Here is a 23672-nt window from a genome sequence, read left to right on the forward strand (position 1 = left end):
CGGATGCTCGGCTAGCGACGAATGCTGACAACCTCAAACGATCGACATCCAACGACTGTCTGTTCGGATCAAGCCGCTGTCAACCAACTCGCGACTTGAGGTGTAACGAACACTTTCCGGGCCTAGGAGCGACAAATTAGGATTTGCTGCCAGGAGTTCACCGTACCGGCGGTATTCTATTGCGCCGCCGTAGTGTTCTCCGTGTGCAAGAGAATCTTCGATGCGTTTGCCGAAGTCCTGAAAATACTTGAAGTGCAGCAGAGCGCCTGTAACGGGCGAAAGCTTAACGGCGTTAAGCCGATGGCTATTAACAAACGCGTTTCCGCTTCGCCATTTGACCAACGGAACCTTATATGCCTGCGTTGCGACGACCTGAGCTCGTTTTTGACGGAAAAATCCAGCCTTGTGCGCGATCGCTAAGGCTCGCCTCGCCAATTTTGGCTTCAGACGAGGCCAGATCGCAGGCGTATTCTGATCTCCAAAACAAAGGCGCAGACGCGGCCCACCAATGTGCTCGAAGGGCGGGAAAGCAGACGGGAAGCCGTATCGGCGCACGACAACATAGCTGCTGTCATGGTAAGGGCATGTCGCTCTAAAGTCTTCGCCTTGCCGATAGTTGACCTCTCGGATAGGGAGCGAGCTGTACATGTCGAGGAGAAGTGCGTACACCGCCTCATAACCGAGCTGATCCAGCCAGTTGCAAAATTTCGGCAGTTCTACATTTTCACAAGCGGGAAAGACAAACAATTCGTCGGCGTCAGCGAGAAGAATCCAGTGTGATGTGCCATAAGCATCCAGCAACGAGTTCAGCCAATTAACACCTGCGCGACTCTTTCCGTACGACCCTTCCGTGAAAAACACGTGACAATCTGATTGATCGAGCAAAAACTGCCCCGACCCATCGTTGGATCCATTGTCGATTACAAAGAATCGGGATACCCCGAGTTGGCGATAATAGTTTAGAAAGTAGGGCAGGCGTAACATTTCATCGCGCAGCACCGCGAAGAGGCGGATTTCACTTCTATCGTCGGGGATGTCTCTTCGATCTTGCCGAACGAGTTCAGGATGGAGCTTATTCATATGACCCCGTTAAAATCGGTAAACTGTAGGCGTGAGGGCCCGCTAGGCAAATTATCTGCTGGCCAATTACGATTTTACAAGCACTACCCGACGGTTGAGCACGCGCTCAGGGTGACGAGAATACCCGAACTTCCCTCTGATCACGAAGCATGTGATATCAATTGACCTTCCAGTATTCGCCGCGTTGCCTATCCCGCCTCGCCGGTAGTTGTCCATAGGTCGACCTAGGTGCATTCGTTTAATCATTAATGCTGGCGCACTGGACCAGACCATTCGGCAAGTGCGCGTGACTGAATGTCGCAACGTACTGATCCTTAGCGCAAGTATCTCTCGTCCTGCTCAATCCCAGGTATACTCACCCTCACTCCGTCGCGCGCCAATCTCTTGGCGAAGATTTCGCGTGACGCAACATCCAATTTCTTCAGGTTCTCCAACAAGCGCTCGCGTTCAACCCAACCTACGCCGGTCAAATTGATGGCGGCTTCCTCAATGAAACCGCTATTGATGAGAGCTGCAAATTCAGCGACGACCTCTTGTTGACGAGATTTGCTTAGCACCGAGAAGACCGCAAGCGCCAACTGATTGCGCCGGAGCACGACCCAGCCTTCGTTCGGTCCCGACGCATAGGACCGTTCCAGATACCTGATGTTGTCAAAGTCGAATCCACTGCGCCTCGTCACAACCGAATAGAGCATCAGCCAAAGAAATGAGTCAGTTGGGGTGACCTGTAGCGCCGACCGCAATTCGCCCTCGCTCGCTTCCATTGCGCGATCGCCCTCGTCAGTTTTCTTTCGGTGCATCGCTTCTTCGGCGGTTCGCAGCGTTACCAGTGCGAGTGCAGATCGAAGCTCAGGTTGCACTACAACCGGTCGGGAATTCGCATTCAAGCGGATCAGCATGTCCGCCAAAACACCAGGCCTGAACCGGCCGTCGGCCATGATCTGTAGCGACGCCTCGCGGATAGGTGCCGTCAACCAGAAGGAAGGAACGGCTGCCATCGGCCAGAGCGTACCGAAAAGCGCCACAAACAGCAGCATCACACGCACGAATGCCTTCGGCACTGCGCGACAGTTAGTCCACGTACCCATACCTTGCGTAGTATTTCTGGTAGTATTGGCGACCATAATAGGCTTCGTAGCGCGCAAGTAGCCTTGTCTCGGCCTTGTTCAGGACGGCTCCCAACAGCTTGCCGTGGATTTCCGGCGCCGCGCGCAGATTGTGGCGCGCCACGTCTGTATTCGTCTTTCCCCACTCTACCACATATAAGTAAGAATCGACGAAGGTCGAGGTGACACGCGCGTCGACCACAGGCGCCATTGGCGGCATGTCCAGCACAACGTACTCGAATTTCGAGCGCAACAACGTGACAAGATTGTGCATCGCTTTAGACGCGAGGATCTCGTTTGTGTGTAGGAGCTTCGAGGGCGTAGCCGCCGGCAGTATCGAGAGCTTGGTCTCAGGATCGATTACTAACGTATCCTCCAGCCGCGCACTCTGCGCGACAACATCGACCAAGCCGACGCGCGCGTCCGGCACCAGCGCGCGCGACAGTGAGGGGTTGCGCAGGTCAGCATCGATCAGAATCACTCGGGCGCCACCGTGTGCCATGAGCTGGGCGAGGTTCGCGGAAAGCGTGCTCTTTCCCTCGTTCGGAAGAGTTGAGGTGACTGCCAGCACCCGATTCTCTCGCAACATTGAGTTGAGATCCATGGCTACCTTGAGGGTTCGCACGGCCTCGGAGTAGCGGGACAGAGGATTTTCGACGACATAGCGCAAGAGGTCCGGATCGGGGCTGCCTGACTTGTCGGTAAACCTGTCCGCAAGCGAGCCAGGAAGCAGCGACAGCGGCCGTGCGGCGGAGCTGCCCACCGTGGGGAGGATCGCGAGGCAGCTTGTGCCCAGGATTTCTTCGACTTGCTGGGTCGTACGGAAGACGCGGTCGGTGAGCTCGCGAGCCATGGCGACGCCAAAGCTCAGCATGAGGCCACTGAAGAGTCCTACCGCCAAAACGACCAGAGGCTTCGGATAACTCTTCTTCAACGGCATCGTCGCCGCGCTGATAACACGCGCTTCAGTGATCGGGAAGGACTGCTGCTGCACGCTTTCCATATAGCGCTGCAGAAAATTGTCGTACATCGCTTGGTAGGATTGGGCGGTGCTCTCGAGCTCGCGCAACTGGATCTGCGCCTGGTTGGTGAGCTGTGATTCAGAGACAGCCGCATTCAGGCTCGTCTTGATGCTCTCCTCACGGGTGGCTGCGATATCATAGTCGCTCTTGTACGATTCCTGGATGCGCTTGAGCTCGTCGGTGATGTTCTTTCTGATCTCGTCCATCTGCCGCCGAAGGTTTACAGCGGCGAGATGGTCGTAGCCATACTTCGACGCCCAAATGGCCTCTTTGGAGGCCATGTCGACATATTGAGCGCGCAACTTTACGATCGTCTCGTTCTTCAGCGCATCGGCAACAGAGGCATCCGGGATCTCCTGCTTGAGGATGCTGGTCATGCGGTCAAGCCGCGCCTTAGTTTCTGCGGTCGCCGCATGCGCCAGCACGAGCTGGCTGTTCACTTCGGCGAGTTGCTGCTCGTTCATCAGTCGTCCGCCGGTATTGACGATGTGGTTCGCAATCTTGAAATCGACCACCGCCTTCTGCGCACCGGTCGCCTGGGCACGCAGCTCCTTTATGCGATCCTGCAGCCAGACACTGGCGCGGCGGGTCGCCTGGTACTTCGCCTCGAGCTGGTCCACGATATAGGCGTCCGCGATAGCATTGGCGATCCTCGCCGCTTTCGCTGGATCGCGCGAGGTGAAGCCAATCTCCATCACGTAGGTGGTGCCAAGACGCTTGATGACTCGATTCCTAGCGAACTCCTCCAGTGCCTTTCGGGTCAATTCGAATTCGGAAGCTGGGCTGCTCGAGGAAACCAGCCTAGCAAGGGCGCCAAGCAGGGCGCCACCAGTACCGGTGAATTCGGGATCGTCGATCAGGTGAAGGTCGCGGATGACCGCAAGGCTGATGTTTTCGGATTTCAGGATTTCGACCTGCGTTTCCACGGTCGCGGAATCGACTGCGACGTCCCCAAGCACCGACTGCTGCTGGAACAGCTGCACCTTCCGCGTGTCGATCACCATCGACGCGGTCGAGGTGTATTGCGGGGCAGCAGTAAAGAGATACAACAGCGCAACGATCACGCAGGCCGACAGGATTGCGATTATCGTCGGGAACTGCCGGCGGATAATGCTGAGATACGAGGCGAGCGATTCGGACTGTGAACCTTGCATCTCAACGAATTCGCGATTGATCTCCGCGGCCGGCTTGTTCACCTGTAACATCTATAGATTCCTGAAAATGGATCGAATGTGTGTTCTTGGGATCAATGCTGGCCAAAAGCCTAATGGCATCCGGAGCAAACCCGATGCCAAAACCCGCGCTGCCCTGAAAACTAACACAAACCCGCCTGCAATTGAACGCAGTGAATGCCGTGCACAGCGCGCCTTGCGCGACTTTTTGCAGAAAGCTTAACGGCGCAAACGCAAAGCGGCGCCCGGTGGCGCCGCTGCCGTGAGGCCTCATGGGCCCGGCCGAAGGGCCGATTTCGGTCAGCGCGCGCTGACGCTGTTGCCGGCGCTGCCGACGCCGGCGTTGCCGCCGTTGGGCGCGTTGTTGTTCGTGGTGTTGTTGCCGAACCTGACGACCCCCCCGCCACCGCCGCCGTTGGCAAAGCCGCTATTACTCGTCGGCCCGCCTGCGCCGGTGCCGCCGCCACCCGCGCCGCCGCCGGTCGCGGCGATTGCGACGTCGCCGGTGGCGGCCTGATAGGCGACGATCACATCGGGATTGCCGGTGCCGGCGATCGCGCTCTGGATCTCATTGCCATAGGCCTGATCCTGCTGCGCGGCCATGCGAGCGACTTGGGCGAGGCCGGCGACGATGGCGCGCATCTGGTCCTTCGTGGTCGCGGGATCCTTTAGAAGCGCGATCAGGCCGGGAAGCGTGGTCGGGTCGGAGGCGCCGAGATCGCGCACGCGCGAGATCAGCTGCGGGCCGCCGGTCGGGTATTGCTGCAGCAGACTGTTGGGCGCCGCCTTGAACTCGGAAATGACGGTGGCCGGCAGCTGGCGCTGCGGCGGGTAAATGGCGGCGCTGGCAACCGACGAGATCGTCGCGGCGAGGGCCGCGGCGGCAGCCAAGCGAAGCGCAATCCTGATAACGTTCATAAATCAACCTCCAAAAAATCAGCTGCCCCGATGTGCTTCCTCGGCCCGGGCAAATGGCTGTGCAGTGCAGGAACCTATCCGAAGTGAAAAGGGCTGTCCATTTATTCTAAAGACTTCGTAAACGGCGCAACTGCTTCAAATCTAGATACTTTTGTGAAGCTGCGGCACCCGGTCCGGGGCCGCGTCAGCAGTTGTCGGACGCCCTCGGCTCGCCGCCTGGTAGCGCCCGTCTCCGCCTCCCGCCGAGCCTCCTTGGTGCGGAAGGATTGCGCCAGGCCGGCGCCGAAAAGCGCAAAGAATGGAATGCTGTAGCCTGGCACCTGCAGCGTGAAGTCGAGGCACGAATGCAGCAGCGACAGCGTCGCGGTCGCCACCGCCGCCAGCGGGATGATGGCATCGCGCCGGCGGGTGAACACGCCCCTGGCCAAAACGAGCAGCATGATGGCCCAGGCGAGCGCCACCAGCAGCGCCATGGGAATGCCCACCTCGGAGGCAAGCTCCAGTGGCGTCGAATGCGCGGCGTCCCAGATTCCGCGAATCGAAATGTTAGGACTTCGATACGGCGGGAAGGCCCATTGGAAGGTGCCCATGCCGGTGCCGAACCAGGGATTATCGGAGATGATCCGCAGCGTCGATTTCCAGGCCTCGATACGGCCCTCGTCGACCAGGCCCTGACTGTCGAAGCGGCTGGAGACGCGGCCGCCGAGCAGCTGCAAGAGGCCGAGCGCGACAGCAAGGCCCGAGCCGAGCGAAATCCAGATGCCGGTGCGCGGCGGCAGGTCTTTCCTGAGAAAGAGCGTGAACGCGACGATCATCGCGATCAGCGACAGCCCGACGCCGGCGCGCGAGGTCGTCATGAACATCGCCATCAGGCAGATCAGCAGGCAGCCAAGCTGCGGCAGGATCTCTTTTGGCGGAATCGTGCGCACGTCGAGCGACAGGCGTCGCCACTCGATGTGCCGCTCAGGAAGCCGGCGGCGGACGTCCTCCAGGATCAGCAGCATCCAGATCACCGCGCAGGAGCCGAAATAGGCCGCCGCCGTGTTGCGGTTGATGAAGGTGCCGGTGACGCTGCCGAGATAGGCGGTCTTGTCCCGCCACAGGATCATGGTGGGCTCGATCAGGAACGAAAGCACGCCGTAGAGCGCGTAGGCCGCGCCCGAGATCGCGATCACCCACAGCATGCGCCGCGCCCGCTCGCGATCGGCGCCGACGCTGATGCCGAGAATAATAGCGAGGATGTTGGCGAGCGGCGCGCCGAGCGCGAAGAACGCTTCGTTCTTGACGATGGAAGCAGACGGAGCGATCGGCACGCCCAGCAGCTCCGAGGCCTGCTTCCAGATCGGCTGGAACGGCGCGACCCAGGGATGGTCGGAGAGCTGCTCATGCAGCACGAAGGCGTAAGCGGCGACGATCACGCCGATGCCGGCGAGCAGCCACAGATGCGGTGCCCGCAGATCGCGCGTCGGCGCGAAGATCACCGCTACCCCGAGACACAGGCACCAGAACGCAATCGACAGATCATTGGTCGAGCCGAACGGGAACGGCGCGCCGGCCATCACGAAGAACAGGATGAAGGTCGCGGGCAAGCTCCATGACCAACGAATCCTGAACCAGCTGATATTGGGAGGCCAAAGGCGCATCGTGCTTTCTTAAGGCAGGCTTTGCTTTAGGCTTAGAGGAAGCAATCGATCGGATAGATCTTCAGATCCACGTTGAGGCGGCTGTTCCGGGTTTGCGCCCGGAATGCCAAGAATACTCCAAAGCTATCACTGCCCGGATCGAGTTTTATTCCAGGGGTTAATTCATCGGGCGGGACCAGAACGCCGATGTGCCGGTTGATGGCCGAAATCTCGATCCGCCCCTCCCCCTCGCCGAAATGCCCGCCGAGTTGCGTCACCGTGACTTTGGGCAGGCCGCGGCGCTGATGACAGACCTCCTCCTCCCATAGCTTGGTCTGCTGGACCAGCGGCTTTCCCGCACCATCGGGGACAACGATATCCGGGAAGGACGGGCGCAGCATTCCGAAGAACTTGCTCTCCTTGGAGTTCGCCGAAAGCCGGACTGTGAACGACAGCTCGCCCTTGGCGCCCTTGAGGCGTGACAAGACAGGAGCGTCGGGCTCCGCGGAGACCATCACGTCGATGCGGTGGCGAACGCCTAGCTCTGCAGCAGCGCCGAGAGCCTGCCCGAGCGGTGCAAGCCCGAAGCCGACGGGGACGAGAGCCAAAAGACGGCAAAGTGTCCGTAAGCGCATGAAGCCCCTTGCAACAGTGCGGGGTGCCCGATGACCGGCGCGCTGCCCAGTGGCGCCTTGATCTTTCCCGAACTCGTAGCCGCAGCAGAACCGCTTCGATCTAAACGAAGATGGCACCGGGACAAAGCCCCGGTGCCATCGGTTTCGCTGGATCAAGTTGGTGTCTTACGGCGCCAGCTTGACGTTGTTGCGGAAGATCAGGGCGTCGTTGGAGAGGTTCACGGCATCGCTGCCGGTGGCCATGATCACGCGCAGGAACTGCAGGAATTTCGTAACTTCGACGTTGCGGGAGTTCGAGACGTAGATCACGTCGCCGTTCTTCATCATGACCTTGGTGGTAAGGAAGAAGCCACCGGGATCGCGGAGGTTCACGTTGAAGATGACCGGAACGGTCTCGGAAGTGTACTTGCTCACGTCGATACCGAGCTGGGCCGCAACCTCGCGCGGCTCGCGGCGATACATGTACACGGCGGCCGGATCGGCTTGGCCATCGAGAAGACCACCGGCCTTGCCCATGGCTTCGCCGAGGTTGATGCGCCAGGCATCGAAGTTGAACTCGCCGCTCTGGCCGCTGGCGCCGAACGCCAGGAACTTCTGCTGCTCGCGATAGACGTAGATGCTGTCGTCGGGGCGAACATAGACGTTGTTCTCGGGCGCCATCACGAGATTTTCGAACGGCACGGTGGCCCGCCGTCCGCCACGCTCCAGCATGACCCAGGTCTCGAAGCCCTGGCCCTTGATGCCGCCCGCGCGGGTGATCGCATCGAGCACGCGATCCTTGGCGCCCGCCGCGCTGGCGGGATAACGCGCCGGCGAATTGACCTCGCCGAGCACGCTGATGAGCTGGGTGCGTTGCGAGGACATCGCCACGACCGCCTGCGGCTCGATCGCGCGGTTGCCGATCTTGTCGACGATCGCGCGCTGAATTTGGACCGCCGTAAGCCCCGCAGCCTTGATCTGGCCGGCATAGGGCACGGTGATGAAGCCGTCATTGTCGACCGACTGATCGGGGATCGTCACATAGTTACCCGGACGGACGCCGGCTTCCGCCGGGATGAACAGACCGCCTGCCGCGGCTTCGAAGATGGTGACGCTGACGACGTCGCCGATGCCGAATACGATGCTGGCCGGCGGCCGCCGATCAGTGAACACGCCGGCGAGCCCTTTGGGCTCATGGGTGTGCAGGATCTTCACCGTCGCGGGATTGAGTGGCACCAGCTCGTAGGCCGGAGCGTTTTCAGTCTGAATCTTGTTGTTGACGTCGTCCGTCAGCGGTCCCGAGCCGGGATTGGTCGAGCACGCTCCGAGCGCCAAAGCGGCGGCCAGCAACGCTGGCTTCAACATATAGGTCTTGGCAATAGATGACATGAATCGCGCCCGAGGCTCCCCAAGTGACGTAAATTGGTACGGCCTAGGGGGTGGTGCGACAAGTGTTCCCGGTGGTTAACGGTGCGATCGGTCGGCTACTGTGGCGCCCGGGCCACTCTTTGGGGCTTGGTTTAACCCTTTGTGACTATTTGTTGTATTTCGTGTGCTCCGTTGGCGCGCAAACCGCCCAAGCCGAGGACTCAGTGTGTCGAGCGTGAGGCTTCTTGACCTCGCCGCCCTCTGCTAAGGCTGGAACCATTAAGATAGGATTCCCCGTGTCTGGCCTCCTTTTGATCACGCTGCTGGCAGGTTCGCTCCTTGGCGGCGTGGATCTCCCCTCGCAATGGACGAGCCCCTGCCCGGACAACACAACGTGTCGCGGGAGGCCTATCGTTGAAGCCGCCAACCCCGCCCCCTCCTCCGTCTGGAAGTTCAGCCGCACGCAAGGGGGTAAGGACGGCGAAAGCTTCGCGGCCATCACGAAGACCGCGGATACCACCCAATCCGACCCGGACTTTGCCGGCCTCATCGTTCGCTGCGCGCCGAAGGGCAAGGTTGACGTGCTGGTGGCCCTGATCAGGCCCTTTCCGCCGCGGAGCCACCCCAAGGTCACCATCGCCGCGAGCGGCGGTGGCACCCTGACCTTTGACGCCAGCATGGCGGCCGCAGGCGCCGCGGTGCTGCTGCCCGACGAGGTCTCGGCCTTTGCCGCCGGCAAGTGGCAGTCAACGGCCTCGCTGTCGGTGGTGGTCAGGGAAAGCGACAGCGAGATCAAGGGCGTGGTGGCCCTGAACGGCTTGCGTGAGGCCTATCATTCGCTGCTGGCAAATTGCAGCCAATAGGCCAAATTTAGCCATACAGATTAAGGGTCTTTTTAGGGTGGGGAACCTAGGGTCCGAAGCACGGAGAGTGTTTCGGATGACCGCGTTTTTGATTTTCAGCTTTTTGGTAGGTGCCGTGCTGGGCCAACGCTTTCGCGTCCTGGTCCTGCTGCCGTTGACCTTCGTCATGGTGCTCGCCGCCATCCCGGTCGGCTTGGTGCTCGATCTCACCGTGCTCGAGAGCCTGAAAGGCGTGGCACTCGCGGCCATCGCCCTCCAGGGCGGCTATCTGTTCGGCTCGGCCGCGCGATTTGGCCTTGCCGCCGCACGTGCCGCCCGCGTCTTCGGCCGTCCGATCAAGGCCACCCGCTGATCGCGCGCCGATCAACGCTGCGACGAGCCCGCGCGCAAACGGCCCGAGGTTTAAACGTTGGACCGAGGCAGGCCTCTGTTTGAAAACCACCCGCCCGCTTGTATGGTGACCTGACCGTTTCAGGATTCCCTTCGAGCGCGCCGTTTGTCCCTCGCTTATTTTGCCCTCATCGTTTCCATCGTCTCCGCTTCCACTCTCGAAATCGCCGGCGCCAAGTTCGGTGCGCAGCTCGGGATGATGGCCGCCGCGCTTAGCCTGCTGGCGGCCACCGCGAGCGCGCGAAAAGCCGATTACGACCACTATGTTCGCGCGACCTCCTGGGGCCGCTGGATCCCGATCGCCCTTCCGCTGTTCATCGCGGCTCAGCTCGTCCCGCTTCCGCTAAGCGCTGCCCATCCGATCTGGGCCAGCACGCGCGATGCCATAGGTGGCCTGCCGTTCGGACCGATCACGGCCGATATCGGCTTGACCGTCAGCGCGCTGCTGCTGGCGCTTGCGGCGATCTCGTTGCTCGGCGTCACCATCCTGGTGGTCCGCAATCGCAGCCGGGCCGAGCTGGTTCTCTTTGTGCTGAGCGGCGTAACCGCGGTCTCCGCCTTGATGCTGGACCTGCATCGGCTGTCGCCGGCGCTTGCTGGAGCCGCGCCCTCAGATTTCACGACGACTTTGGCCGGCCTCGGTCTCATGCTCAATCTGGCGGTGATGCAGTTCGCGGCCGAACGGGCCGAGACGCATCATTCGATGCTTCGCTCGGTGGCGATCGGTCTTTGCGGACTCATGGGCGCGCTGGCAAGCGCGCTTGCGGTGTTCGGCCTGTCGGGCACGAACAGCGCGATCGCCGCGGCCTTTGGCATTGTGCTGATCCTGCTGATCCTCGTCATTCGCAGGCTCGATCTATCGCCATTGGCAGCGGGCGCCTTGTCGGCCGCCGCCTTGATCGGCGCGGCGATCGTGCTGTCCTTCCTGTTCGAAAAAGGCACCGGACCGGTCCTCTTGCGGCTCGTCCCGGATATGGGGGCTGAAACGCGGGCCGCGCTGGAGCGGATGTTGACCGACACGCGCTGGTTCGGCGCGGGCGCCGGGACCTTTGCTGCGGTGGGCCGGATCTATCAGAGCGATGTCGGAGCCGCTTTGACGGCGCCGTCGACCGCGACGGCGGTCTTTGCGGGCATGGGATGGATTGGCCTGGCGGCCGCGCTGGCGGTGAGTTCGATCGTTCTGGTACGCCTGTTCTTCGGCGCCTTGCAGCGCGGACGCGACTCGTTCTTCCCTGCGGCCGCCGCGGCCTGTGTTTTGTTTGCGCTGATTCAGAGCTTGGCCGGGCCCGGGCTGCTGCGCCCGGCGGCCATCCTGTGCCTTTCGGTGATCGTGGGACTGGGGCTGTCGCAGAGCATCAGCCAATCTGGATCACGATAGAGCGCCGGTGATCAGACCGCGCGATCGCCGAGGGAGGCCCAGTAGTTCGGGTTCTTGGGCGACTGAATGCGGACCCAGCGATAGGGCTTCTTCGACCACGGCAGAATGTGGCCGGAGAGATTGTCCAGCACGAGATCGCCGGCGAAGGTGCGCACCACAACCACGAGATGATGCTCGCCCCAGGTGGTCACGACCTCGCTGAGCAGCACCGAGCGCGCCGGAAAGCCCTTGGCGATCAGTTCGTGGCGTTTTGTCACAGCGTAATCGTTGCAGTCGCCGCTGGTCGGATGCAGCAGCCACTTCTCGCCGCGCAGCCCTTCCAGATTGGCCTCGGGACGGATGGCGGTATTGACCTGCTGGTTGACCTCTTGCATCTGCGCCAGCCGCTCCGCGGTAAGCTTCAGGCGCCCGCCCCTGAACACGATGTGCTGGGGCCGCGGCTTGCACTCGTCCTTGTACTTCAGGCAAAACAGCGTGAATGCCATTGGCGCCAGCGTCGGCTGGTCGAACTTGATGTACTGGATGGCCCCGCGCAGCCCCAAGGGCGCACCGACGAATGCGGCTTCAGCGCGCTGCTGCACCCCTGCAGCAACGACGATGGCGGCCACGGCCGTCAGGAACTTTACAACTTTGCGCATGTCGCGCTCCCCGTTTTTGTTGGGGAGACGCTACGCGAGATGTCTTGAAATACGGCTCAAAGGCCGCGCGATCCTTTAATCAAAATGCGGGGGCCCTGGTCGGAAACAATTAAGAATACCGATGTGTGACTTGTTCTGCTAAGAGCCATCGCGACGTTCCGCTCGCGACGCTGGAAGCGATTCGACCGACCTGATGGGCCTTTCCTCACGCTTTCGAAAGAAGACCAAGCCTCGGCTTCCCGACGGCGTTCGCGTCTATGCCATCGGCGACGTGCACGGCCGCGCCGATCTGCTTCAATCGCTGTTAACCGTCATCGACGTCGATCTGGCCCGCTCGGCCCCCGAACGGGCCATCCAGGTCTTTCTCGGCGACTATGTCGACCGCGGCCCGGACTCGCGCGGCGTGCTTGATCTGTTGATCGAACGCTCGAAAACACACGAGACGGTTTGCCTCAAGGGCAACCACGAGATCTTCCTGCTCGAGGTCCTCAAGGACCCCGCCCGCCTGCAGGAGTGGCGCCACTATGGCGGCCTGCTGACGCTGGTCTCCTACGGCATCACGCCGACCATGAATCCGTCCGCGGAGCAGCAGGTCGAGCTGATCGAAGGATTGCAGCGCGCGCTGCCGCCCGAGCACTTGGCTTTCCTCCAGCAATTGCCCTCGTCCTTTACTTGCGGGGACTTCTTCTTCGTCCATGCCGGCGTCAAGCCCGGCGTGCCGCTCGAGCGCCAGAAGGATGAGGACCTGCTCTGGATCCGCGAGGAATTCCTCGCGTCGGAGGAGCGCTTCGGCAAATATATCGTCCACGGTCACACGCCGGTCAGCGCGCCCGATATTCGCCCGAACCGCATCAACATCGACACGGGCGCCTATGCGACCGGAAACTTGACGCTGCTGACCATCCAAGGTGATAGTCTGCTCGCAATTTAAGAGCCCGGCCGTCCTATCGGTCCCGTCTTCGGTTCGCCCTCACAGGACTCGTCGATTTCACCATGAACCGCATGTTCCTGCTTCGCGTCATCGGCATCTGCACTGCGTTCGTGCTGCTGCTTCACGCCGGCATAACGTTCTTTGGCGATCTCGTACGGCCGAACTTTCGCGCGAGCGACTTGTTCTCGGGTGAGATTCCGCCCGAGAAGGCCAAGCTGGCGGCCGGCGGCGTCTTGGCATCAATTTCGCTGGATGGCGACCTGCTCGCGAACTACGCGGCGGCAATGGCGGCTGACGTTCTTCACCGTCCTTCAACCGATGCGGCCGGACGGACCGGCGAGAACAAGGCCGCCCAAAGCGCCGTCGTCGCTGCCTTGAAGGTCTCACCAATCAGGCCCGCGCTCTGGCACACGCTCGGCACGCTGCAGGCCCAGGCCGGCGAAGCGGCAACGCCTGCGGTGAAGATGTCCTACTTGACGGGATCGGTGCCGATCGACGTCGCCTTGGCTCGCGTCCGGACCGTGACCTCGGGCGCGGCTGCAACGGACGAGGAGATCAAGCTGCTGGCGCAATCCGACATCCGCTCGGCGCTTGCCAATCGCTCGCGTTACGAGCCGCTGCTGATCGCGGCCTATGTGCAGGCAACGCCGCAAGGCAAGGCGCTGCTGCTCGACACCACGAAAGTGACCGATCCCAAATTCAACGAGATCTTGCGGCGTTACTGAATTTCAGCGCACCGATTTCGGGTTGACCGGCACGAAGTCCTGATCGCGACGCGGTTGGTCGGATCGCCCCTGATAGACGAACATGCCCTTCTTGGTCGTGACGATATCGCCTCGCTGCAGGCTATCGTCGCGGAGAAGGCGTTCGGTCGCGACAAGGTCCGGATCTTCCGGAATCGGCTTGTAGAGCTCGGGATGCTCCCGCCGCTCGCGCGAAGCTTCCTTGGCGCGGCGCCGAGCGTCCTCGATCCGCTGCCGCCATTCGTCGCGCGTTACTTCTGGCTCGCTTGGTGGAAGATAGTCGCTGAGCGAGGGCTCCGGATCGGCCTGAGCAAGACAGAAGCAAGGGTAGGCGAGACCAAGGCCGAGGGCAGCGGCAAGGGAAACGACAGCTCGAGACAGCGTCCCCAACCGCCTTCCGTCATCTAGCGAATGGTCACGTCGAGCGGTTCGCACGCTGATAACTCCAAAGACAGAGCATAAGGACAACCATTGGCCGGAAACTCCTTATGCCCGGCTCATCAATCTATACCTTTGCCAATTGCAAGAAAGCGAATTCGCAGGCAAGCTTTGCGCTTTAGCTTGCAACCTCGTCTGGCACGAAGTTGACGAGCACCTGGCGAGCCCGAGGAGTCGAAGACCTCGTTAGCTCGCTGATATTCTCTTCGGGAATTGCGCGTGGAGCTGCCGTCGCATGCCTCAAAAACCCTTGTTGCTGCTAGCTGCCTGCATCGCAGCTTCCGCTGCGCTAGTCATGGCGGCTCACGCCAGTCCGCTCTGCATCAAGGAACGGACGCCGTTCGAACTGTCGGGAGACACAGTGACGTGGACGCTGACCATCCAGCCTGGATCCGACTGCATCCAGGGCCTGCGTTGGTCGTACATGCAGATCTTCAAGGTATCGGTCGTGAGCGGACCATCAAGGGGACAATTGACCGTGGTCGGGTCCGGCTTCCGCTATCTGGCAGCAGCCGACAAGCAAGGTCCCGATAAATTCACCCTTCTGATCTCGGGTAAAAAGCTTCACGGTGCAGGGACATCGACCCTAGAGGTCGAGGTCAATCCTCAATAGCTCGCCGAGACGCCGCTCTCTTAGGGGACAGGAGCGTTCCGTTATTTACCGAAAATCGGGCACGGCGGCCGAACGGCTGATGTTCGCGATGTTCTCTTAGGCCAGCCGGCGGCACACCTACCGCCTACTTGAGGCACTGCCCCGGGTTCTGTTTCCGTAATAGGGTATAGCTCGCCCGCCGCGGGTCAGGGGCGCCTGGATCCGGCTCGGGTAATTCGGCGTGGCCGTGCTGCCCGACGGCTGCGACGGATTGACAATGATCACGTTGCGGTTGGGCGTCGAAGGGTCGTTGACGCCCTGGGCCCAGGCAGCGGCGGGCACAAGCAACGCAATGGCGATCAGAACTGGTCGTTTCATACGATATCTCCCAAGCATGAACGTCAGGGAGGCGATCACCGTTCCTTCACGCTTCGTTGGGTCGCAGCCTCAGCGGGGAACGGCAACCAGCTTGCCATCGCGCCAGACGCCTTGAGCCGACTTTCCAGCAGGCAGCCTGCCCGAGAGGTTCCGAACGGCGGTCGGCCGCGAGGCCGTCTGATTGGTTTGCGCCTTCTTCGTCGGCGTGGTGATGATGCTGGAGCTCGTGGTGTTGGCCTGATCCTTGATCCCTTGTGCAACGGCAGGCGAAGCCAGGAACGTCAAAACCGAAAGGACTGCTAGAACGCCGCGCATGGCCGAACACCAGAATGAGGAGCTTGGCGAAATGTCACAGGTTTTCCTCTAAAAGCAAGCACCTTCGAAACACCGCGGGGCTTTGCCAGGCCCGGCAATGACAGGGGAAGCTGCCTCGGTGGAGACGTTTCAAGCGGAAAGACCTAGCGAAATAGCCCTAACCGGGCTACTTGATCGGCCTTGATGACCGACTCCGGTGAAATTGCGGCCAACGCTCCTTCGACGCAACAGATCAAAGCCGGGTTTATCCGTCTCCTGTCGAGCCGAATCCGCGCCGTATCCGACGATCCCCGGCAGATGCGGGAGATCGTTTATGAGCTGGCGCGCGTCAAGCTTCTGGAGCAATTCACCCACGCCGAGGCGCGGGAATCCCGGGAGCTTCAGCAGGTCCTCGAAAGTGCCATCAAGGAGGTCGAGCGTTCCTTCGAGCGCAGTGATGCGTCGGAACCGCAAAATGTTGTACCCCCGCCGATCCCGGCCCCCGCTCCGGTTTCGGCTTCGCCGCCTGCTGCGAAGGACGCGGGAGCACCGCGCCGTCCCGTGGTTTCGCCGCGATCGCCGGATCAAACCAAACGCAGCGGCGCCTTCACCTTTCTGGTTCGACTGGCCGGCATTCTCCTGCTCATGGCCGGCGCCAGCACCACGGTGATCTATTGGCCGCGTTTGAGGACCCAAGTGTCCGCACTGTCACAATTGGTGCTGCCATCCGAGCGCGCGCCGGGCAACCCCGAGCCCCGGCCGACCACCGCCCCGCCCCCGTCGGAGAGCGTGAGTGTCGAACGAGCGCCCGACAGCGCAAAGGAGCCGGCGCCACCTGCACACCCCTCCATGCCTTTGCCGACGACCTTCGGCGTCTACGCGCTGAACGAGGGGCAGCTCCAGGAACTGAAGCCGGTCCCCGGAAAGATTCCAGACCGCCGCGTTGCGATCTCGGCGGCCATCAACACGCCGAGTGCAACGACCCTGACAAGCGGAGATGTCAACTTCATCGTGTTCAGACCGGACGGAAGCATTGAGGCAAGCGTGACCGAGGTTCGAGTCGTCGCGAAGGTGTCCCGGTCAATGGGCGTCGATGCCTCCGGCAAGGCCGCCATAGTCAACGCGGGCGATTCCTGGGTCATTCGCAGCATGTCCTACCCCTACAAAGTGGGGCCGGTTGAGGATCAGCAAAGGATGCTGTTGCTGCAACCGGAGCAGGACGGCTTCACGCTGTCGCCGGGCCGCTACATTGTCGTCGTTAAAGGCATCGGCTACGATTTCACGGTGGCAGGGACGATCACCGATCCCAACCAATGCGTCGAACGCATCAACGCGGCGAACGGCGCGTTCTATTCTCCCTGCCCGCCGCCGCGTTAGATCGACGGCCGCTACTTACTGGGCTTGCTGTCCTTGGCCGCCTCCGCCGGCGCGTCGTCGACCTTACCGTTGTTCGCGACGCATTTTTGGAAGTATGCGCGCTGATCCTTGGCCGTTCCCTTGGCGCTCCCCGCCGCCGGGTTGCCGATTTGCCTGGGCGGAAACGCCTTGGCCACCGCCGCTTCGCATGCGCGCGCCACTTCGGCGGTGATGGCCGACGCCGTCGCCGGCGCAGCCAACGTCAACACGCATGCCAATCCAACCAACCTTCGCATATTCCTGACCGGCACCTTGCTGCTCCCTCGAAGCGTGAATGCTTGCCGGGACCATAGCAAAAAGGATCGACGCGCCAAACCGCAAAGCGGCGCCGAATTGTCACGCGGTGTGGCCTGGGCGTCTCGAAGGATGGCCGAGCGCGCGGCAAGAGCTCCAATACTAGCTGTTGAGCTGCGGCGGCTTGAAATTCGGAAAACGCGTGAGCATTGCGGTCTTGACGAACTTCAGGTGCCCGATGCTGCTCGCCAATTCCTTGAGCCGGCGCTGGCCATTGGAGATGTCCGCCGCAAAGAGATCCTGGTGATGATTGTCGAGCGCCTCTCGCTCAAGGTACTCGTCGGTACCGTTTCCGAAGGTGACGGATGCGCGCGCAACTGCGTCATCGACACGCCGGTTGAGGCCGGCCTGCTCCCTCTCCGCTTCCTGCAATGCCGTTTCGATCGCCGTCAGGACGGCACCGATCCGCGTGCGATCGGTCTCCGCATCACGCTCCGCGGAGCGGGCCTTAAAACCTTTGTCCTCGCGGCGGGAGCCGAGAAGATTATGCGCGCGTGCTCTCAGGAATAGCTGAAACATGTGGGCCATCCCCATTTTCGAGATCTAAGCCGCTACCATCGGTCAGGCATAGTTAACAAAGCCTAAATCCTGCGTCCGCCCCGCCTGGCTTTGTGCGATCCAGGCCCGCCAGGCTCCTTCGTGCTTGGAATAGAGCTCCAGCCACCGAACGTCGTCAACCGCGGCCGCTCTCGTGCCTGCGCGGGTTTCGGCCACGATTTGCACCGTCTCCTTCGAGGCAAGATCCAGCGCCTCGAATTCCGCCGTCTCCTCCAGCGAAAGGCCTATCAGAACACGATGCCCTTGCGCGTCAACAAAATACCTGCGCGGCGCGTTCTGCCGTTGATCAATCATTTGAATGACCCTCGCTCATGATCCAAGGACCTGGAAGATCTCTCAGATGCCGGCCATAGCTACAAACAAACGCAATCAAAATAAGAGCGCAAGTCGTCGCGCCCAGCAACGCAATCAGCCACGTCATCTACGCCTACCCGCACGCCCTCCGGAAATAGAGGGCCCGAACTCGCAATGAACTGATCCGTCTTAGGTTGCCTTGCCTGGGCGCTCAAGGACGGCGGCAGATTAACCTAACCGCACATGGTTATTTCGACTCCGCCACGACGACCATTCACCCGGGTCAGCACGCGCGCGGCCCCGCGGTTACGATGGCCGCTGGGTGCGACCGGCTTCCATCGAAGCGGGGGTATAGGGTGCATAGAGACGATATCGTGCCGATCGCTTCCGCGAGCGCCACGCCCGTACGGCATAGCCGCAGCCAAAACCCGCTGCGAAAATCGAAATCAAAACCAAAGCAGCTAACATTGGAATATTCCCACGTTTGCCGGAACGCTCCTCCCGCGCTCATTTTCATCTTTTCGTTGTGTCGACTTCAAGTTCGTCACCGCTGAAACTTTTGTCAGACGAAGATGAAGTTTGTGCAACGTGATGCTCGAAGATTGGTCGGCACGCGAGGGCACAGAGCGCGGAGAAGAGGCTCCAGTTCTTTTTACCAGAACTCGCCACGCCGACACCATGAACCCTCGTTCATCTTGGTGCTTCAAACGTCGACCGGCACGGATGAGACCGCCGTGGGAGGGCGCGCATCGGATTCGCCAGCGAAACACCGTGGTTATACGGAGCGTCGCGCATCGATTTCATCGCAGTAAGGTTGAGCAGTTAGCTTAATCCGCGTTGTTTGTTGCGAAGTCTCACCGATCGCATATCCATCTCGCACCGGGCTCCCCCAAGCCCGGCCCCACCCAAGCAAAGCCGTCGAGCGAACATGGGTCGCTTGGCGGCTTTGTCGTTGTGTCGACAAGAGGATGATTTCGGTTATGGCGCGCAAGCCCTGGTCGTTCAAAGAAGACCGCCGGCTCATGGAGCTGGCCAAGTCTTCGGCTTCGCTGGAAGAGGCCGCGAAAGTTCTCGGACGCTCGCCTGATGCGATCAAGCGCATGGCCTTGCGGCTTGGTCTTTCGCTGAAGCCGAAGACGGGCAAAAAGAGCTAGCCTCGGAAAGGCGACGGTGCTCGCCTTGAGCCCCGCAGCACGACCTCCCGCGTGCGGTGAATGACGACCGACCTCACTGTCGGGGCCAGCAGGTCACTGCAAAAGGCTCAGAGGTCACGACTCCGCAGATGCGGACGTCAGCCTACAGTCTTTCGAAACAGACATTCTTTCGAAGTAATCATGGCTTTGCCTCGCCGGGACGGAACCAGACCCACGTTCGGGTGTTAGTTCGAATCTCACAGCGAGGTCTGGCAGTGCTCCACTTTGCCATTTCCGCGGTTTTGGTTTGGCTGGCGATCAACATCGCCTTCGTGGTGCTTCGGCTGCGGGCCGCCCGTGATCCCGCAGCGCCCCACACCGACAGGTCAGGCAGAGCTTATCCAGAGGCCGTCTCCCCGCGCCCCCGATGAGCGCGACCAAGCTGACCTGACCTAGTTGCGCGTCTTCTTCTGGGACCCCATCCCAGGGCTCGTTCCATAGTTGGGTGTCCCCGTCCCCTTGAAGGCTCCGCCCATGCTGTCCGAACCGGAATTCGTGGCCGTGCCGCTGCGGGAGGTGGGCTGAGTGCCCGATGGCTGGTCTTTGGTTCCCTGCGCCCAAGCCGCGGAGCTTCCGACGACGAACGACAGGAGGAGGAGGCTTAACGTCCTGATCATACTGCTCAACTTTCCATGCTCGGGCCGCACGACCATCAGTCAGGCAACCCCTGGGTAGCCCTTCCGGACCGGTCCGCTCGTTAAACCCTATCTTAGCCCCCGCTGGCTAGAATCAATTCCCAAAATCAGTTCCGAGATCAGTCACCAAGCCTCTCCTGAATTTCGCCTGGACCGGATGAGATTACAGCGGCCGAACCTCTCGTTTGCGGCGCTCGTTGTTGCGAGCACGATGGCGTTCGGGCTGGCGGGCCATTTTGCGGCAGACGGCGTCATTCGCCACCAGCAGGCGCATCAACTGAACGAGCTGACCGAGGTCGTTCTGCGCCGCTCCGAATTTGCGGTCGATTTCGCCGCGGCCAGCCTCGACGAACTCGCCAAGCGTGATCTTGCCAGCTGCGCACCGGCGGCGCTGCAAGCCATCCGGCTCCACGTCTACCAGCGCTCGGCGATCAAGGACGTCCGTCTCGTCAACCCGGACGGATCGGTGATCTGCTCGGCCTATTCCGAGACGCTCGAGTTCGACAAGGGATGGGCGGATCGGCGCGACATGCTGCCCTCGCACGACAAGAGGCTCTCGCTGTTCCGCGTGGAGCAGTTCGGCGGCGACGCATTGGGCGTGCTCAGGGACGTCAATCGCAGCTCCGCGCTGGTCGCCATCGTCGGCATCAACGCCGGCCTGTTCGATCTCATGCCCGCCGAGCTGCGCGCGCACAGCGAGGTGATCCTCGCCTTGAGCAATGGCGAGAAGCTCGGCGATTTCCGGCTCGATGCCGACAGGCCCCTGCCAGGGCCGATCAGCTTCGACAGGCATTCCACGCGCTTCCCGCTTCACGCCACGATCCGGCTCGAGCACGCCGTGCTTTCGAGCTGGAACAGCGAGGCGTATTGGCCGGCGCTCGCAGTCGCCCTTGGGCTTGGTGCACTGTTCGGCATCCTGCTGGCACGCAGCCGCCGGATGGAAGGGCCGGTCGCCGATCTCGATCGCGGCCTCGCAGCCGGCGAATTCAAGCCATATTACCAACCCATCTTCGAGCTCAGGACGGGCCAGATCACCGGCTGCGAGATTCTGGCGCGCTGGGTTCGTCGGGACGGCTCGGTGGTGCCGCCGATGAACTTCATTCCGCTGGCCGAATCCAGCGGGCGCATCCAGGTGATGACCTGGCAGATCCTGAAATCGGCACTCACCGACCTGCAGGGCGTGCTGAAGGCGGACAAGACCTTCAAGATGTCCGTGAATGTCGTGCCCAAACACCTGCTGAGTGCCGGCTTCGTCGAGACGCTGCGTCGCACGGTCCTGGCAGCGAGAATCTCCGCACGCCAGATCGTGGTCGAGGTAACCGAACGCGACGAGCTCGACGATCTCGCGCACGCCGCGACCGTCGTGGCCGAGTTACGCGACCACGGCTTCCGCGTCGCAATCGACGACGTCGGCGTGGGTCACAGCGGTCTGTCGCGACTGAAGGGACTTGGCGCCAACACGATCAAGATCGACAAGTTCTTCGTCGACACCATCACCGTGGATGCATCGACCACGACGATCGTCGAGATGTTGGTCGCGCTCGCCAAGGACTTCCGCATGACGGTCGTCGCCGAAGGAATCGAGACCGAGGAGCAGCGCCGCGCCCTGATCGCCTCCGGCGTCGAGGAAGGGCAGGGCTATCTCGTCGCCGCACCGCTGCCCTTTGCGAAATTCAGCGAGCTCGTCGATTCACGCCGCCACTCCGCATCCGCAGCGCCGGCCGGCGACGTCCTGGTGGCCTGACCATCTTCGCCGGACCGCCTCCCGGCCGGCGATAGCGGCCAGGTTTTAGGCAGCCCGCGCCGCCCGAAGAGCGACGAGGCGCTTTAACGATGTTCTCGTCTTTCGAAGCGGAATGGCCCTCGAGCGGTTATGGTAGGCCATGCGTCGAAATCACCTCATCGCAGCCGCGGGAATCTGCCTCGCCCTCATCGCCTATGCCACCCTGGCAAGGCTGGCGGGGCGGCCGGCGCTGATGGGGCATCACGAGGCTTACTGGATCGTCGTCATCGAGCGCTTCAGCGCCTATGGCCTGTTGGGCTTCCTGCTCGCTTTCCTGTTGCCCGGCCGACTCGCTTTGGCCTGCTCGCTCGTCATCGCAGTTGCGATGGGGCTGGAAGTCCTGCAAACGCTGACCCCCGATCGTGATCCGGGTTTCCTGGACGTGCTGCAAAAGGCGGCAGGAGGCACCGTCGGTGTCATCCTCGCCCAGACGATCCTGGCCTTCTTGCCTCGGCCGCCAGCCTGAAGCCCACGGCGCTGACACATTCTTCAGCGCCAGCGCGACATCCCCCTACTTCATCATCTGCCCGCGCAATTCGCCGCCTGGGTTCGCGGCCGTATGGATGTTCGCGTACCATTTGCCGGCCAATAGATCCGCCGCCTGGGCATCCGTGAGCGTGGCGCTGCCCTGGATAGGACTCTGGACCGTCTTGAAGGGCAGAGCGATGCCGGCGTTCTTGCCCGCATCACTGGGGCCATGAAAATGGGCCCCCATCGCCGGACCAGTCAGATTGGCAAATGTAATCGTATAGGTCAGGACTTTGGTCTGGGTGTCGAACGCGGCCTCCGCCTTGCCTGAACCGGACGAGCCGTTCGGAGGCACTTCATTGCTGCCCTTGAGGTCGGCCTGCAGCTTGACGACCTCCGCACATGACGGCGCGGTTGTGACGATCAGCAGCCCACCGAACATCACCGTTCCCAACAGCGTCACGCCGACCCGATACTTGGCTTTCCTCATGGCATTCTCCTACAGGCTCTACGGCCCGATGCGGTTGAAACCCCGGCCCCGGCTCGAAATTCCGGAGACGAGTCTATGTCTGATTCGCGAAAAGCTGGCGGCGATCCACCGGTGGCACGTGGAACGATCTGCGGGGCCTGACGCCAAGCGAGCTAGGCTGCCCCGCGCTCGCGGAACCCGGTCGGGGCCAGGAGTTCGGCCATCTGCCTGTGCGTGCTCTGCAGCGCCTCGATCGCGCCGTCGAGATCGAAATCCGCTTCGCGGATTGAGGCGAAGAACTTGGCCGTCAGCGCCAGGTCGAGCTTGACGCGCGTTGCGCCGTCGCGGCTCTTGCGACGGTCGAGCGACAGATGGACGGCGCGCATTTTGGCTTCTGCCGGCGAACAGCCGCTGAGTGTCGCCAATTCGTCGTATGCCATCCAGATCTGAGGCATGGTCTCGTCCGTCCTTTATTGCCGCCTCATTCCTAACTTTCTGCGCCTGAATGCATCGTTGCCGCAGCGCGGTCGCAGCCCGCTTCGCTGCGATAGCGTCAACGCAAGACTAAGATGCGGGCGGCGGCCTGGAAGGCGCAGGAAATTGGCGCGGCCGCGAACGGCTGTCGAGGCCCTTGGGCAATTTGTCATTGAGCTTCACGACGGCGCCTCGCGCCTCCACAGCCGGCGCATCTTCCTGGCTGTAGATCAGCGTCACCTCGAACATCACGTCGGGCGCTTCCCTGGCCGTTCCGGAGCAGGTCGCCATCGCACCGCTGCACACGCCGGCGAGGCTGACCTCGACCTCGTCCAGACCGAACACGGTCGGCGGCCCCTCGGCATAGCGCCGCGTGGTCAGCACGGCCGTGAAGCGCTGATCGTCATCGAACTGATAGGAGCCGCCATAGGTGAAGAAGCTGTCGCTGCCGGAGATCCGTCCCTCCGCCAGATGCACGATACCCGTGCCCTGGCCGCGCGGCGTCCTGAACCAGGCCGCGTATTTGCCGTCTCGCATCATG

At 61.6% G+C, this 23672-nt stretch carries 26 protein-coding genes; 10 read left to right on the plus strand and 16 right to left on the minus strand.

All coding sequences use genetic code 11. The annotated features are described in order from the left end of the window. Window positions 1-33: 33 nt before the first annotated feature. From BM190_RS32205 to BM190_RS32235, 7 genes are all read right to left on the minus strand, one after another. The gene (locus tag BM190_RS32205; RefSeq protein ID WP_092261661.1) at window positions 34-1080 is read right to left on the minus strand and encodes a glycosyltransferase family 2 protein; all 1047 of its coding nucleotides are present in this window, start codon (window positions 1078-1080) and stop codon (window positions 34-36) included. A 314-nt stretch (window positions 1081-1394) separates the two neighbouring features. After that, the gene (locus tag BM190_RS32210; protein WP_143109120.1) at window positions 1395-2126 is read right to left on the minus strand and encodes a hypothetical protein; all 732 of its coding nucleotides are present in this window, start codon (window positions 2124-2126) and stop codon (window positions 1395-1397) included. Between the two features lie 25 nt (window positions 2127-2151). Continuing rightward, the gene (locus BM190_RS32215; protein WP_092261663.1) at window positions 2152-4413 is read right to left on the minus strand and encodes a polysaccharide biosynthesis tyrosine autokinase; all 2262 of its coding nucleotides are present in this window, start codon (window positions 4411-4413) and stop codon (window positions 2152-2154) included. A 267-nt stretch (window positions 4414-4680) separates the two neighbouring features. After that, entirely contained in the window at window positions 4681-5298 is a 618-nt protein-coding gene (locus BM190_RS32220; RefSeq protein ID WP_092261664.1) for a hypothetical protein, read from the minus strand. Between the two features lie 101 nt (window positions 5299-5399). Continuing rightward, entirely contained in the window at window positions 5400-6887 is a 1488-nt protein-coding gene (locus BM190_RS32225; protein WP_244550786.1) for an O-antigen ligase family protein, read from the minus strand. A gap of 86 nt (window positions 6888-6973) precedes the next feature. Continuing rightward, window positions 6974-7711, minus strand: coding sequence for a hypothetical protein (locus tag BM190_RS32230; protein WP_244550787.1), 738 nt, complete (start codon window positions 7709-7711; stop codon window positions 6974-6976). 9 nt (window positions 7712-7720) lie between these two features. Continuing rightward, window positions 7721-8923 carry a polysaccharide biosynthesis/export family protein gene (locus BM190_RS32235; protein WP_092261666.1) on the minus strand — a complete coding sequence of 401 codons (1203 nt, stop codon included), beginning with the start codon at window positions 8921-8923 and terminating at the stop codon, window positions 7721-7723. A 290-nt stretch (window positions 8924-9213) separates the two neighbouring features. On the opposite strand from BM190_RS32235, the gene BM190_RS32240 reads away from it, so the two are divergent. The 3 genes from BM190_RS32240 (at window position 9214) to BM190_RS32250 (ending at window position 11533) form a co-directional block, all read left to right on the plus strand. After that, window positions 9214-9765, plus strand: coding sequence for a hypothetical protein (locus BM190_RS32240; protein ID WP_018317071.1), 552 nt, complete (start codon window positions 9214-9216; stop codon window positions 9763-9765). A 76-nt stretch (window positions 9766-9841) separates the two neighbouring features. Then, window positions 9842-10117 carry a hypothetical protein gene (locus tag BM190_RS32245; protein ID WP_018317070.1) on the plus strand — a complete coding sequence of 92 codons (276 nt, stop codon included), beginning with the start codon at window positions 9842-9844 and terminating at the stop codon, window positions 10115-10117. A 234-nt stretch (window positions 10118-10351) separates the two neighbouring features. Further along, entirely contained in the window at window positions 10352-11533 is a 1182-nt protein-coding gene (locus BM190_RS32250; RefSeq protein WP_244550788.1) for a hypothetical protein, read from the plus strand. 11 nt (window positions 11534-11544) lie between these two features. On the opposite strand, the gene BM190_RS32255 is transcribed toward BM190_RS32250, so the two are convergent. Then, a complete protein-coding gene (locus BM190_RS32255; protein ID WP_018317068.1) occupies window positions 11545-12171 on the minus strand; it encodes a transglutaminase-like cysteine peptidase in 627 nt (208 codons plus the stop codon). A gap of 193 nt (window positions 12172-12364) precedes the next feature. On the opposite strand from BM190_RS32255, the gene BM190_RS32260 reads away from it, so the two are divergent. Both BM190_RS32260 and BM190_RS32265 read left to right on the plus strand, forming a co-directional pair. Next, window positions 12365-13102 (plus strand): metallophosphoesterase family protein, encoded by a 738-nt coding sequence (locus tag BM190_RS32260; protein WP_018317067.1) that lies wholly within the window; start codon window positions 12365-12367, stop codon window positions 13100-13102. A 62-nt stretch (window positions 13103-13164) separates the two neighbouring features. Continuing rightward, window positions 13165-13827 carry a hypothetical protein gene (locus BM190_RS32265; RefSeq protein ID WP_018317066.1) on the plus strand — a complete coding sequence of 221 codons (663 nt, stop codon included), beginning with the start codon at window positions 13165-13167 and terminating at the stop codon, window positions 13825-13827. 3 nt (window positions 13828-13830) lie between these two features. On the opposite strand, the gene BM190_RS32270 is transcribed toward BM190_RS32265, so the two are convergent. Beyond that, complete coding sequence (locus BM190_RS32270) at window positions 13831-14235, minus strand: hypothetical protein (protein WP_018317065.1); 405 nt, start codon at window positions 14233-14235, stop codon at window positions 13831-13833. A 283-nt stretch (window positions 14236-14518) separates the two neighbouring features. On the opposite strand from BM190_RS32270, the gene BM190_RS32275 reads away from it, so the two are divergent. Continuing rightward, window positions 14519-14896, plus strand: a complete 378-nt coding sequence (locus BM190_RS32275; RefSeq protein WP_018317064.1) for an Ig-like domain-containing protein — start codon at window positions 14519-14521, stop codon at window positions 14894-14896. Window positions 14897-15322: 426 nt separating this feature from the next. Here the strand turns inward: BM190_RS32275 and BM190_RS32280 are convergent, their stop codons facing one another. Then, a complete protein-coding gene (locus BM190_RS32280) occupies window positions 15323-15568 on the minus strand; it encodes a hypothetical protein (RefSeq protein ID WP_018317063.1) in 246 nt (81 codons plus the stop codon). A gap of 183 nt (window positions 15569-15751) precedes the next feature. Between BM190_RS32280 and BM190_RS32285 the strand changes: the two genes are divergently transcribed. Beyond that, on the plus strand, window positions 15752-16924 hold the full coding sequence (locus tag BM190_RS32285) for a hypothetical protein (protein WP_092261668.1): 1173 nt from the start codon (window positions 15752-15754) through the stop codon (window positions 16922-16924). A gap of 11 nt (window positions 16925-16935) precedes the next feature. On the opposite strand, the gene BM190_RS32290 is transcribed toward BM190_RS32285, so the two are convergent. The 3 genes from BM190_RS32290 to BM190_RS32300 form a co-directional block, all read right to left on the minus strand. Next, window positions 16936-17172: a hypothetical protein gene (locus BM190_RS32290; RefSeq protein WP_244550789.1), complete on the minus strand. Its 237-nt coding sequence runs from the start codon at window positions 17170-17172 to the stop codon at window positions 16936-16938. 187 nt (window positions 17173-17359) lie between these two features. Then, window positions 17360-17776 (minus strand): hypothetical protein, encoded by a 417-nt coding sequence (locus BM190_RS32295; protein WP_092261751.1) that lies wholly within the window; start codon window positions 17774-17776, stop codon window positions 17360-17362. A gap of 42 nt (window positions 17777-17818) precedes the next feature. After that, window positions 17819-18109 (minus strand): hypothetical protein, encoded by a 291-nt coding sequence (locus tag BM190_RS32300; protein WP_092261669.1) that lies wholly within the window; start codon window positions 18107-18109, stop codon window positions 17819-17821. A 980-nt stretch (window positions 18110-19089) separates the two neighbouring features. Between BM190_RS32300 and BM190_RS40770 the strand changes: the two genes are divergently transcribed. From BM190_RS40770 to BM190_RS32315, 3 genes are all read left to right on the plus strand, one after another. After that, entirely contained in the window at window positions 19090-19263 is a 174-nt protein-coding gene (locus tag BM190_RS40770; RefSeq protein ID WP_018317058.1) for a hypothetical protein, read from the plus strand. Between the two features lie 831 nt (window positions 19264-20094). Beyond that, the gene (locus tag BM190_RS32310; protein WP_092261671.1) at window positions 20095-21681 is read left to right on the plus strand and encodes an EAL domain-containing protein; all 1587 of its coding nucleotides are present in this window, start codon (window positions 20095-20097) and stop codon (window positions 21679-21681) included. Window positions 21682-21820: 139 nt separating this feature from the next. Next, the gene (locus tag BM190_RS32315; RefSeq protein WP_018317055.1) at window positions 21821-22186 is read left to right on the plus strand and encodes a VanZ family protein; all 366 of its coding nucleotides are present in this window, start codon (window positions 21821-21823) and stop codon (window positions 22184-22186) included. A gap of 45 nt (window positions 22187-22231) precedes the next feature. Here BM190_RS32315 and BM190_RS32320 read toward each other — a convergent pair whose 3' ends face one another. The 3 genes from BM190_RS32320 to BM190_RS32330 form a co-directional block, all read right to left on the minus strand. Beyond that, window positions 22232-22678 carry a CHRD domain-containing protein gene (locus BM190_RS32320; RefSeq protein ID WP_092261672.1) on the minus strand — a complete coding sequence of 149 codons (447 nt, stop codon included), beginning with the start codon at window positions 22676-22678 and terminating at the stop codon, window positions 22232-22234. A gap of 152 nt (window positions 22679-22830) precedes the next feature. After that, on the minus strand, window positions 22831-23112 hold the full coding sequence (locus BM190_RS32325) for a hypothetical protein (RefSeq protein ID WP_092261673.1): 282 nt from the start codon (window positions 23110-23112) through the stop codon (window positions 22831-22833). A gap of 109 nt (window positions 23113-23221) precedes the next feature. Further along, on the minus strand, window positions 23222-23671 hold the full coding sequence (locus BM190_RS32330) for a hypothetical protein (protein ID WP_092261674.1): 450 nt from the start codon (window positions 23669-23671) through the stop codon (window positions 23222-23224). Window position 23672: the final 1 nt, after the last annotated feature.

This window comes from Bradyrhizobium sp. Rc3b (genome assembly GCF_900114915.1).
GTDB lineage: Bacteria > Pseudomonadota > Alphaproteobacteria > Rhizobiales > Xanthobacteraceae > Bradyrhizobium.